12 protein-coding genes are annotated in these 11,643 nt (G+C 66.2%); 5 read left to right on the top strand and 7 right to left on the bottom strand.

The window, feature by feature from the left end; translation table 11 throughout:
- Window positions 1-267: 267 nt before the first annotated feature.
- On the bottom strand, window positions 268-2,298 hold the full coding sequence (locus tag AB0F86_RS23880; protein WP_356985209.1) for an NADPH-dependent 2,4-dienoyl-CoA reductase: 2,031 nt from the start codon (window positions 2,296-2,298) through the stop codon (window positions 268-270).
- Window positions 2,295-2,849, bottom strand: a complete 555-nt coding sequence (locus tag AB0F86_RS23875) for a PadR family transcriptional regulator (protein WP_067642467.1) — start codon at window positions 2,847-2,849, stop codon at window positions 2,295-2,297. The genes AB0F86_RS23880 and AB0F86_RS23875 overlap by 4 nt, the downstream gene beginning before the upstream one ends.
- Window positions 2,850-2,962: 113 nt before the next feature.
- On the opposite strand from AB0F86_RS23875, the gene AB0F86_RS23870 reads away from it, so the two are divergent.
- The gene (locus AB0F86_RS23870; RefSeq protein WP_181697875.1) at window positions 2,963-4,303 is read left to right on the top strand and encodes an MFS transporter; all 1,341 of its coding nucleotides are present in this window, start codon (window positions 2,963-2,965) and stop codon (window positions 4,301-4,303) included.
- A 159-nt stretch (window positions 4,304-4,462) separates the two neighbouring features.
- Here the strand turns inward: AB0F86_RS23870 and AB0F86_RS23865 are convergent, their stop codons facing one another.
- A complete protein-coding gene (locus tag AB0F86_RS23865; RefSeq protein ID WP_225280964.1) occupies window positions 4,463-5,086 on the bottom strand; it encodes a TetR family transcriptional regulator in 624 nt (207 codons plus the stop codon).
- A gap of 172 nt (window positions 5,087-5,258) precedes the next feature.
- Here AB0F86_RS23865 and AB0F86_RS23860 point away from each other — a divergent pair, with 172 nt between their 5' ends.
- From AB0F86_RS23860 to AB0F86_RS23850, 3 genes are read left to right on the top strand one after another with little or no spacing between them, the layout of a single operon-like run.
- A complete protein-coding gene (locus AB0F86_RS23860; RefSeq protein WP_181697877.1) occupies window positions 5,259-6,350 on the top strand; it encodes a ferredoxin reductase in 1,092 nt (363 codons plus the stop codon).
- A gap of 40 nt (window positions 6,351-6,390) precedes the next feature.
- A complete protein-coding gene (locus AB0F86_RS23855) occupies window positions 6,391-7,539 on the top strand; it encodes an acyl-CoA desaturase (protein WP_225280965.1) in 1,149 nt (382 codons plus the stop codon).
- A complete protein-coding gene (locus AB0F86_RS23850; protein ID WP_356985208.1) occupies window positions 7,539-7,844 on the top strand; it encodes a hypothetical protein in 306 nt (101 codons plus the stop codon). The genes AB0F86_RS23855 and AB0F86_RS23850 overlap by 1 nt, the downstream gene beginning before the upstream one ends.
- On the opposite strand, the gene AB0F86_RS23845 is transcribed toward AB0F86_RS23850, so the two are convergent.
- Window positions 7,845-8,330 (bottom strand): DUF4254 domain-containing protein, encoded by a 486-nt coding sequence (locus tag AB0F86_RS23845; RefSeq protein ID WP_225280966.1) that lies wholly within the window; start codon window positions 8,328-8,330, stop codon window positions 7,845-7,847. It abuts the gene before it with no gap.
- Window positions 8,331-8,665: 335 nt separating this feature from the next.
- Here AB0F86_RS23845 and AB0F86_RS23840 point away from each other — a divergent pair, with 335 nt between their 5' ends.
- The gene (locus AB0F86_RS23840) at window positions 8,666-8,980 is read left to right on the top strand and encodes a hypothetical protein (protein WP_067642455.1); all 315 of its coding nucleotides are present in this window, start codon (window positions 8,666-8,668) and stop codon (window positions 8,978-8,980) included.
- A 2-nt stretch (window positions 8,981-8,982) separates the two neighbouring features.
- On the opposite strand, the gene AB0F86_RS23835 is transcribed toward AB0F86_RS23840, so the two are convergent.
- Genes AB0F86_RS23835 through AB0F86_RS23825 form a run of 3 tightly spaced genes read right to left on the bottom strand, consistent with a single transcriptional unit; the run spans window position 8,983 to window position 11,592 of the window.
- Window positions 8,983-9,975 (bottom strand): ATP-binding cassette domain-containing protein, encoded by a 993-nt coding sequence (locus tag AB0F86_RS23835; RefSeq protein WP_181697881.1) that lies wholly within the window; start codon window positions 9,973-9,975, stop codon window positions 8,983-8,985.
- A 2-nt stretch (window positions 9,976-9,977) separates the two neighbouring features.
- Complete coding sequence (locus AB0F86_RS23830) at window positions 9,978-10,811, bottom strand: ABC-2 family transporter protein (RefSeq protein ID WP_225280967.1); 834 nt, start codon at window positions 10,809-10,811, stop codon at window positions 9,978-9,980.
- Window positions 10,804-11,592 (bottom strand): ABC-2 family transporter protein, encoded by a 789-nt coding sequence (locus AB0F86_RS23825; protein ID WP_225280968.1) that lies wholly within the window; start codon window positions 11,590-11,592, stop codon window positions 10,804-10,806. The genes AB0F86_RS23830 and AB0F86_RS23825 overlap by 8 nt, the downstream gene beginning before the upstream one ends.
- Window positions 11,593-11,643 lie beyond the last annotated feature (51 nt).

Below are 11,643 nucleotides of genomic sequence, written 5' to 3'. Positions count from 1 at the left end.
TCCCGCCCCCTCCCCCTCCCGCGGCCCGGCCGCCGCCCCGCCCCAGCCCCCCCCCCCCCCCCCGCGGCCCCTCAGGGGCCGCGCTCGAGCGCGCCAGCGCTCCAACAAACACAGCCAGCACCATTTGGGCGCAATCCAAAAAGAGCCGACCACCCCCCAAACTCCCAGGCAACCTCCCAACCAAAAGACAACACCCCCACCCACCGGATGCGAGTTCGGTGAATGGGGGCGCTGCGAACGATCGTCCGTCGCGTCGGACGACCGAGTCTAGAGACGGGCAGCCAACCGAGTCCCCTGGTCGATGGCCCGCTTAGCATCGAGCTCAGCAGCCAATTCCGCCCCACCGATGAGATGCAACTCGACCCCGGCCGCCCGCAACGGTTCCTCGAGCTCACGCACCGATTCCTGCCCGGCACAAACGATCACGTTGTCCACCTCGAGAACCCGCGGATTCTCCCGCTTCTCCCCGAAGCTGATGTGCAGCCCGGCATCATCGATGCGCTCGTAATTCACCCCACCGATCTGCTCGACACCCTTGGCCTTGAGCGCAGCACGGTGGACCCACCCGGACGTCTTGCCGAGATCCTTGCCGAACGGAGTCGACTTGCGTTGCAGCAGAACGACGTCGCGGGCGGCGGGGGACGGGTTGGGCTTCTTGAGCTGGCCGGGAACCTGCTCGTTGTCGGAGTCGACGCCCCACTCTTCCTTCCACTCGTCGAGCTTGAGCGTGGGATGTCCGTCGACGGTGAGGTATTCGCTCACGTCGTAGCCGATACCGCCCGCGCCGATCACCGCGACCTTCTTGCCGACCGGCTTCTCCTGCTTCACCAGTTCGGCGTACGACAGGACCATCGGATGGTCGATGCCGGGGATGTTGGGGATGCGGGGACGCACGCCGGTGGCCAGGACGACCGAGTCGTAGCCGCCGTCGATGAGTTCGGTCGCATCGACGCGCTTTTCGAGGTGCAGTCGCACGCCGGTGAGCTCGATCTTGCGGCGGAAGTAGCGGATCGACTCGTCGAACTCCTCCTTGCCGGGGATGCGGCGGGCGATGTCGAACTGGCCGCCGATCTTGTCGTCGGCCTCGAACAGGTCGACGTGGTGGCCGCGCTCGGCGAGGTTCACCGCGGCCGAGAGGCCTGCGGGGCCCGCGCCGACCACCGCGATGCGCTTGGTGCGCCGGGTGGGCAGCAGGTTGAGGGTGGTCTCGCTGCCCGCACGCGGGTTCACCAGGCACGACACCTTCTTGTTGCCGAAGGCGTGGTCGAGGCAGGCCTGGTTGCAGGCGATGCAGGTGTTGATCTCGTCGGCGCGGTCACCGCGTGCCTTGTTCGCCCACTCGGGGTCGGCGAGCAGCGGGCGTGCGAGTGAGATCAGGGCCGCGTCGCCCCGGGTGAGGATCTCCTCGGCGATCTCGGGCATGTTGATCCGGTTCGATGCGCACACCGGGATGTTCACCTTGCGGGCGATCTTGGCGGTGAACTCCACGAACGCCCCACGCGGCACCGAAGTGACGATGGTCGGCACCCGCGCCTCGTGCCAGCCGATGTCGGTGTTGAGGATGTCGACACCGACGGCCTCCAATTCCTGTGCCAGCGCGACGATCTCGTCGAAGGTCTGGCCCTTCTCCACGAGCTCGGCCATCGACAACCGGAACACGATGATGAAATCGGGGCCAACTTCGGCGCGGATGCGGCGGGCGATCTCCACCGGCAGCCGCCGCCGGTTCTCCGGGGTGCCGCCCCACTTGTCGGTGCGCTTGTTCACCCGTGGCGCGAGGAACTGGTTGATGAAATACCCTTCACCGCCCATGATCTCGCAACCGTCGTACCCGGCGAACTTGGCCAGCCCGGCGCAGCGGGCGTAGTCGTCGATGGTGCGTTCGATGCCCTTGGCCGACAGTGCGCGCGGCTTGAACGGGTTGATCGCCGACTTGATCGCCGAGGCCGAAACGCTGGTCGGCATATAGGAATAGCGACCGGCGTGCAGGATCTGGATGGCGATCTTGCCGCCCTCGTCGTGCACCGCCTTGGTGATGCGCCGGTGCCGGTAGGCCTCGGTCTTGGTGGTGAGCTTGCCGCCGAACGGCAGCAGCCAGCCGGTGCGGTTGGGTGCGTACCCGCCGGTGATGATGAGCCCGACACCGCCGCGTGCGCGTTCGGCGAAGTAGGTGGCGAGCTTGTTGGTGTCCCAGGCGCGGTCTTCGAGGCCGGTGTGCATGGAGCCCATGACCACCCGGTTACGCAGGGTGGTGTGGCCGAGGTCGAGGGGCTCGAACAGATGGGGATAGGCAGTCATGGGCGATGGTCACCTTTTCGCGGTCGCAGGGCCTGCAGTACTTCGTCGCACCATTCGACGTAACCGGTCTCCGCGCGGATACCCGCGCGCAGCACCAGGTACTGGTGCAGAGCGGTGCCGGAGAGCTGGTCCGGCGCCGGAAAGAATTTTTTCTCGCTGAGCTGGTACTCCTCGAGGCGTTGCGCGTGTTCGGCGCGATGGCGGGCCACCTCGGCGCAGACGGCGTCGATATCGCCGTGCGCGGCGCCACGCACCTTGACGCCGAGTTCGTCGCGGGTGGGCACCGATTCGGCGGGTTCGGCGATCCAGCGGGCCAGTTCCTCGGCTCCCGCGGGGGCGACCGAGTACACCTTCTTGTCGGGTTTGCCCTGCTGGGCGACCGATTCCACGGTGACCCAGCCGGCTTCCTCCATCCGCTTGAGCACGCGGTAGATCTGCTGGTGGGTGGCACTCCAGAAGTAGCCGATCGACTTGTCGAACCGGCGGGCGAGTTCATACCCGGAGCCTGCTCGCTCGCTCAGCGAGACCAGGAGCGCGTGCTCGAGTGCCATGCGACGAGGATATGCGCAACCAACGGTTCTATGCAACCAGGTTCATATTGATTGACGGCGTGGCGGATCATCGATGCCCTGCCGGGCGCCGAACACGCCGTTACGCTCGGTGCATGACCGAGGTGAGCGCGTCCGCGACCATCGGCGAGGCGGCCGGACGTGGACAGGTGATGGCGTGGGGATTGTGGGACTGGGGGTCCTCGGCGTTCCAGGCCGTGACGCTCACCTTCGTGTTCTCGGTGTATCTCACCGACAAGGTCGGCAAGGATCTGCCGGGAACGATCTCCGCGAGCGCGTGGCTCGGTTGGGCGCTGGCGGGTGCGGGTCTGGTGGTCGCGCTGACGGCACCGGTGTGCGGGCAGTACTTCGACGCGGTCGGCTCCCGCAAGCGCGCGCTGGCCACGCTGACCGCGCTCACCGTCGGTGCGATGGCGCTGATGTTCTTCGTCCACGCCGACTACCGCGACCTGTGGCTCGGTCTCGCCCTGCTCGGATTCGCCTCGGCCACCTTCGAATTGGCGACGGTGCCCTACAACGCGATGATGCGCCAGGTGTCGACGCCTGCGACGGTCGGCCGGGTGTCCGGATTCGGTTGGGCGATGGGCTATTTCGGTGGCATCGTGCTGCTGCTCGCCTGCTACGCGGGTTTCCTCGCCGGTGACGGTGACCGCCGCGGCCTGCTCGACATGCCGACCGATCAGGGCCTCAATGTGCGCCTGGTGATCGTGCTCGCCGCCGTCTGGTTCACGGTGTTCGCGCTGCCGGTGCTGTTCACCGTGCCCGAACTGCCACGCACCGGTGCCGATCCCGGCGCCGACCGCGTCGGATTCCTCGGCTCCTACCGGGTGCTGTGGCGTGACGTGCGCGACCTGTGGCGCACCGACCGGCACACCGTGTGGTTCCTGCTGGCCAGCGCGATCTTCCGCGACGGGCTGGCCGGGGTTTTCACCTTCGGCGCGGTGCTGGCGGTCGGTGTGTACGGCTTCGCGGATGCTGATGTGCTGCTGTTCGGTGTGGCCGCGAACGTGGTGGCCGGTGCGGCGGCGATCGCGGCGGGCCGCTTCGACGACCGGCTCGGACCCAAGCGTGTGATCGTCGGCTCACTGATCGGGATGATCGTCTGCGGCACGGTGTTGCTGGTGGTGACCGGTTCGCTGATGTTCTGGATCTTCGGTCTGGCCCTGACGGTCTTCGTCGGCCCCGCCCAGGCCTCGGCCCGATCGTTCCTCGCCCGCCTCGCCCCGCCGGGCCGCGAGGGTCAGCTGTTCGGCCTGTACACCACCACCGGCCGCGCGGTCTCGTTCCTCGCACCCGCCCTGTTCGGCCTGTTCGCCTGGGCCTTCCACAACGACCGCGCCGGAATCATCGGCCTGCTCGTCGTATTAACCGTCGGCCTACTCGTGCTACTTCCGGTCCGTGCACCGAACACCGTCCAGGACGCCAAACCTGTGTAGCGTCACCGATTTCCCCCGTTCCAATTTGTGAACATCTGTACTCCCAACCGGTTCAACCGCAAATCCGCAAGAACATGGGTAACTCACCGGGTACGAACAAACGCAACCACGAACCTGTGTCTGGCCGCCGACCCAAGTCCCCCGCACCTGAGTCTGGCCTTAATTTTCGGGGAGGCGGGTTTGCCATGCGGCGATACCCAAGGCGATCAAGCGCATCTGCATCACCGTGCGCTCCACGACCGCCGCCTCCTCGCGCGGCGTCGCCGACACGAAGGAACCGATGCCGTCGGTGACGGTGCTGACCAGCAGATCCGCGGCGATCTCGAGTTCTGTTGTGCTCCACGAGTCGAGCGCGCGCAACCTCGACAGGTCCGCGACGATCTCGCGCACGATCAGCTGCATCTCCATCGCGATGGCCTGACGCAGTGGTGCCGAACCGCCGTGCCGTTCGCGCAGGAGGAATCCGAACAGCGCGCGCTTGGCGGCGACCTGGTCGAAGACGAACCGCACGGTGTCGGCGAGGTGGGCGTCGGGCTTGCGCCTGACCTCGCGCAATGCCAGCCGTAGTGCGGTGACACCCTCGTCGACGAGGGTGGCGCCCAGATCGTCCAGCGACGCGAAGTGGCGGTAGAACGCCGTCGGCACGATCCCGGCCGAGCGTGCGACCTCGCGCAGGCTCAGTGCGGCGAACCCGCGCTCCGCGGCCAGGGCCAGCGTGCCGTCGAGGAGAGCCGCCCGAGTGTGCGCTTTGCGCTCATTCCGGGTTCCTGCCTGCTCAGTCACATCGGTGAGCATACATCCGTTCACCATAGTCGCTTCCTTGGAAATGTAGTCCGGCTCACATCGCTGCCGGTTGACAGTAGGCCGGGTTCATCCGGCACACTGGTGAGTGTACAGGCGTGCACTGAAATTTTCGCCAGCACGTCCACGGAACATCCGCAGAGGGGCAACACACATGGTGGGACTGATCGACCTGGTGCAGACGTTGACGACGCCGCATCCGCTGGACCGGTACCTCGAACTCGTCAGCCCGGCGCTGACCGCGCGGGAACTGCGTGCCGAGGTCACCCATGTATCTCGCGCGGTGCCCGGCTCGGTGACGCTGACCCTGCGTACATCGCGCCGCTGGCGTGGACACAAGGCCGGGCAGTACATCCAGATCGGGGTGCTGATCGACGGCGTGCGCCACGTCCGCTGCTATTCGCCCATCGACCCCGAGGGCGGCAGCGACCGTTTCCTGCAGCTCACCGTCAAGGCACACCCCGGCGGGCTGGTCTCCAACTACCTACACGATCACGCCGAACCGGGCATGGTCGTCAACCTCGAGCCGGCGAGCGGCGTATTCGCGCTGCCCGAGCAGCGGCCCGCGAAGGTGCTGCTCATCAGTGGCGGCAGCGGCATCACCCCGGTGCTGTCGATGCTGCGCACCCTCGACGCCGAGGCCTACACCGGTGAGGTCACCTTCCTGCACTACGCGCGTCAGCCGGAGATGATTCCGCACCGCGCGGAGCTGGCCGCGATCGCCAACCGGCGTCCCAACTTCCGGGTGGAATACCGCTTCCCGGTGGAGCCGGGCACGGTCGTCAACGGTGAGACCTCCACCGGCAGCGGCTTTTTCGACTACGACGAGCTCGAGCGCGTGGCGCCCTGGTTCGCCGACGCGCAGACCTTCGTGTGTGGTCCGCCGCCGCTGATGAACGCCGTGAAGAACATCTTCGAGGCCGAGGGTCTCGCCGATCGGGTGCACAGCGAGGAGTTCACCCTCACCACCGTTCCGCTCGACCCGTCCGAGGCCACCGGCACCGTCACCTTCTCCGGCAGCGATGTCGCCGCCGAGAACAACGGTTCCTCGCTGCTCGAACAGGCCGAATCGGCCGGGCTCACCCCGGAATACGGCTGCCGCATGGGGATCTGCTTCTCCTGCACCGCGACCAAGGTGTCCGGCTGCACCCGCAACCTGCGCACCGGCGAACTCGACGCCGACCCCGACAAGCAGATCCAGATCTGCGTGAACGCACCCGTCGGCGACGTCGACATCGCCCTCTAGTCAACCGATCACCGCGAAACAACCCAGGGGAGATACTGCTATGACGATCCTCACCGAAACCGCAGACGGCCCGGTCATCCTGACCCCCGACCAGGTCGAAGAGCTCGGCAAGGCGCTCGACGACCTGCGTGCCCGCGTCGTCGCCGACCTCGGCGAACGCGACCGCGAATACATCTACAAGATCATCAAGACCCAGCGTGGTCTCGAGGTGGCAGGACGCGGTCTGATGTACCTCGGCTTCCTCCCGCCGTTCTGGCTGGCCGGCGTCGCCGCGCTCGGCGCGTCGAAGATTCTCGACAACATGGAAATCGGCCACAACGTGATGCACGGCCAGTACGACTGGATGCGTGAGCGCGGCGTGAACTCCCGCGAATTCGACTGGGACACCGTGTGCCCGGCCGATCAGTGGAAGCACTCGCACAACTACATGCACCACACCTACACCAACATCCACGACATGGACCGCGACATCGGTTACGGCATCCTGCGTATCGACGAGGGCCAGAAGTGGAACCCCTACTACCTGGGTAACCCCGTCTACGCCTTCCTGCTGATGGTGCTGTTCGAGTGGGGCGTGATGGTGCACGACCTCGAGGCCGACAACATCATCAAGGGCAAGCGCAAGTGGTCGGACCTCAAGCCGCTGCTCAAGGGGCAGTTCAAGAAGGCGGGCAGGCAGGTCCTCAAGGACTACGTGGTGTTCCCGGCGCTGACCGGCCCGCTGTTCCTGCACACCCTGGCGGGCAACGCGGCCGCGAACCTGATGCGCAACCTGTGGACCTTCTCCATCATCTTCTGCGGTCACTTCCCGGCGGGCGTGCAGACGTTCACCAAGGAGGAGACCGCGGAGGAAACCCGTGGTGAGTGGTACGTGCGCCAGATGCTCGGCTCGGCCAACATCAACGGCTCGCGACTGTTCCACATCATGTCGGGCAACCTCTCGCACCAGATCGAGCACCACCTGTTCCCGGATATCCCGGCCAACCGGTACCCGGAAATGGCGCCCGAGGTGAAGGCGCTGTGCGAGAAGTACGGTCTGCCCTACAACACCGGCCGTTTCTCCAAGCAGATCGGCTCGGTGTGGGTCAAGATCTTCCAGCTCGCGCTGCCCGACAACATCATCAAGAGGGCGCCCAAGCCCGGTGTTATCGTTATGCGTAATCGGAAGGCAACCGAAGTGGGCGTGTAATGGTCGGCAAATTCGAAACCAACAAGGATCTCGTCCAGGAATTGACGACCTCCGGTGCGCAGCGGGTGGGCAATATCGCCGCACTCATCACCGGGACCGTCGCGGGAGTGGCTCGGGAGATCGGTGAGTTCATCACCGACGCGATCGAGATGAAGGAAGCGGCCGCCGCGGCTCGTCGCGACGCGGCCGCGGCCGAACCGGCCTCCGACGACGAGGTGCGGGCGCCCGAGCAGCCCGTCACCGAGGCCGAGATCGTCGACGAGGCCGAGGTGGTCTCGCCGAAGCCGGTTCCCGAACAGCACTGATCACCACACCGGCAACCGGCGCCGGTGCTCGATCACATCGGTGATGAGATCGCGGTAGCCGTCGGCCAGTTCGGCCAGCCGGGACCAGTGCAGATGGGTACGACCCTCCGGATCGCCGTCCAGCGCATGCTGGGCGGCGATCCATTTTCGTGCCATCCGGTCGATCACCGCGCCGAGGGTCTCGGTGTGCAGCGAGGCGCCCGCGCGATGGGCCAGGTTGGTGGCGACCCAGTTATCGATGAGCGCCATCTGGGTGGCGCGTTCGCGGTCGATCTCGTCGATCTGGCGCAGGATCCGCGCGCTCGAGACGGCCGGGTCGCGGGCCTCCTCGATCACCGCGCGCCTGCGTGCGTGGCATTCGGCGAGGGCGGCGGCCGCGTCGAGTACCCGGTGACGGGGCCGGTTCCGATCGATCGGCCGGACGAATGCCCGTAACAAGGCCGACGGTGACGGTGGTTGTGTCAGGTGGCCGGAGTCGATCGGCATGGTGCACGCCCCTGGAAAAGCTCGCGAGGGTGGATACGCCGGGGCCGAGGAAATCGCCGGGACGCGCCCCGGCACCGGCGTAGCCCCGCCCAGGCGCCGACGTATTCCGCGACGCTGCGGTGAGGATGACGGCCCGGGAAATATCGGGACCCTTTCAGGAAAGCGCGATCCGGGATCGACGCGCAATAGTATGGTGTACAAAACTCCGGGTCGGCAGAAATTGTTATGTGCCGATGACGGGCGGGTCACCTGGCGGTGACCGGGAAAACCACTGCGGCACATTCACGGCAATCTCACCGGCGACAAGACCCGTGTATGCACTAGCCTCGGTAGATGTGCCGGCTTACGTGTCCTCGCCCGAGCTGACCTTCGGCTTTCTCTTCGCGCTGGAAGACCCGCAGCGAATCGCCGATGTGGTCCGCGACCTGATGGAACGCCGTGCGGTGTCGGTATTCCGGCTCGCCCGGCTGTCCGACGACGAAGGACCACCGCAGCGCTACGTGGTGAACTGGGCCGCCATCCCGCAGATCGCCATCACCACCAGCGCCCCCGACGCCGACGAGTTGCGCGCGCAGCGGATCATGCTGGTCAACGCCTTCATCGGCGAAGGCGGCGAGGTGAGTATGTACTCCGGTAACCCGAACGCTTGAATTCAGCGCGCAGACTCGTAGATTCGGCGCACCACGTCCTCGATGCCCGGTTCCTCGATGGACAGATCGCGCACCTTGGCCCGATCCGAGACCGCCGCGAGCAACGCCGCGGCGGTGGTGTGTTCGGCGTCGAAGGCCAGGCGCTGACGCATACCGCCCGCCGCGCTCGACAGCAATTGCGCACCGCACGGCAGATCGTCGAGATCCGGTGTCGGCTCGGCCAGGTCGACGACGAGCACCCTGCGCGCGCCGACGGTGGCGCCGAGGCCGGTGAGCGAACCGTCGTAGACGAGGGTGCCGTGATCGACTACGAGCACCCGCTCGCAGAGTCGTTCGATATCGCCCATGTCGTGGGTGGTGAGGAGCAAAGTGGTTCCGCGCTCCATGCGTTCGGCACGCAGGAACTCGCGTAATCGCTGCTTGGACAACACATCGAGACCGATCGTCGGCTCGTCGAGAATCACCAGCTCCGGCGAATGCAGCAGGGCGGCGGCCACCTCGGCGCGCATCCGCTGACCGAGCGAGAGCTGACGCACCGGCGTGTCGAGGGTGTCGGCCATCTCCAATTGCTCGACGAGCTCGTGTGTCCGCTTGCCCGCGACCTCCGGATCGAGCCGGTGGATCGCGGCGAGGATCGAAAACGATTCGTGCAGCGGCAGATCCCACCACAGCTGCGACCGCTGCCCGAACACCACACCGATGCGCGAGGCCAGTTCCCGCCGCTGGCGCACGGGTTCGAGACCGCACGTGCGAACCGTCCCCTTGGTGGGGACGAGGATGCCGGTGAGCATTTTGATCGTGGTCGACTTGCCCGCGCCGTTGGCGCCGATATAGCCAACGGCCGAGCCGCGTTCGACCCGGAAACTCATCCGGTCGACGGCGGTGATGATGTCGCGATGTCTGCGCCAGCGGCTGCCGTTCTTGCGGTACACGCTGAACTGCCGGGTGAGGTCGTCGATGTCGATGATCGGATCCGATGTGGCGTTGTGGTCCATCGTTATCCGCCTCCTCCCTGATAGTGCCTCGTCCCGACCCGCCATGCCGCCGCCGCGAGCAACCACACCCAGGCGGCGGCCAGTGGGGTGAGCCATGCCGACCACGCGGGCAGCAGCGGCGGACCCTGCAGACCGAGCAGCGCGATGGTCGGCACGTACGCCGTGAACGCGACCGGAATCGCGAACCCGAACAACAGTTTCAGCGGTGTCGGGAACACCGAGGCCGGCTGCATCGCGGCGAACGAGCCGCCGTAGGTGAAGCTGTTGGTGAGCTCGGCACCGTCTATCAAAAAGAACTGTAGCCCCGCCGCGCATACGAAAAGGCCACAGAACAGCGCGATTCCACTCAGCAGGGTGATCACGATCAAGGTAACCGGGACGATGCCCCAGTCGATTTCGTTGCGCCACAGCCCGATGCCGAGCACGATCACCGCGACAGCTGCCCTGGCGATGCGACGCAGCGAGATGTCGCTGGTGATCAGCTGGAGCAGGAGTGGTTGCGGGCGAAGGTGATACGCGTCGAGGGTGCCCATGCGGATCATCGCCGGGAGCGAGTCGAGGTGGCCGACCAGGACCTGGGCGAGTGCGAAAGCGGTGTTGGACAGGCCGAACAGCAACAGTGCCGCGTCGACGTCGAGGCCGCCGAGGGTGCCGACGTTGTGGAAGATCACCCACACCTCAGCGAATTCCACCAGCCCGATCAGGAACGCGCTGAACACCTCGGTGGCGAACGAAACCCGGTAGACCCGCTGTGCTTTGACACGCGAACGCAATACTGCGAGGTAGGGGGTGAACCAGGTCCCGGACACAATGCGTGCGGTCTCCGGTTCAGCCACCCTGTACCTCCAACCTGCGTTGTCCCGCTCGCAACAACACCCTGCCGAGCAGTCCGATCACCAGTACCCAGAAACCTTGTCCCGCAACGACCGACAAGGCTTCCATTCCGACGACCCGCCCTGACAGCGTATCGATCGGGGACTGGAGGATGGAGGGAAACGGGGTAGCGTGCGCGATCAGACGCAACCACTCGGGAAACATGTGGACCGGTACGAAAAGGCCCGCGAGGAATGTGCCGACGATCTGGTACAGCATGCGGATGCCCCGGATCTCCACCACCCAGAAACCGCACAGCGCGACCGCGAACAAGCACAGGAACGACAGCGCGACCGCGAGCAGCACGCTCAGCAGGCCGAGCAGGTAGGCCTGCGGTGAGTCCGGCATCGACAGGCCGAAGATCGTCGCACCGATCAGGATGCTCGGCACCGCGCGGGGGAGGAACGTGCACGCCGCCCGGCCCATATCGGTGGCGAGGTAGCCGAGCTGCACGTCGACCGGGCGCAGGAAATCGATGGCGACGTCACCGGTCTTGATCCGCTCGACCAGATCGATCGGCGGACCCATGAACTGCGTCGCCCCGAGCAGGGCCTGCGACAACCACACGTACGCGGCGATGGTCGCCTCGTCGTACCCGCCGAAATCCCCGGCCGATCGCACGGCCGCGACCATCACCGCGGCACGGACGAATCCGAAGATGCAGTTGGTGAACAGCCCGGCGAACATCGCCAGCTTGTACTGCGCCTGTCTCTTGAAACCCGCCCGCACCAGGGTCCAATACACCCCGGCGGTACCTGGTGTGCGCCGTCGGCACCTGCGTCGGCGCACCGCGAG

The sequence above is a fragment of the Nocardia sp. NPDC023733 genome, from assembly GCF_040639775.1.
Classification (GTDB): Bacteria; Actinomycetota; Actinomycetes; order Mycobacteriales; family Mycobacteriaceae; genus Nocardia; species Nocardia rosealba.
Note: the sequence above shows the minus strand (reverse complement) of the source record. Positions and strands in the feature narration are given on the sequence as shown.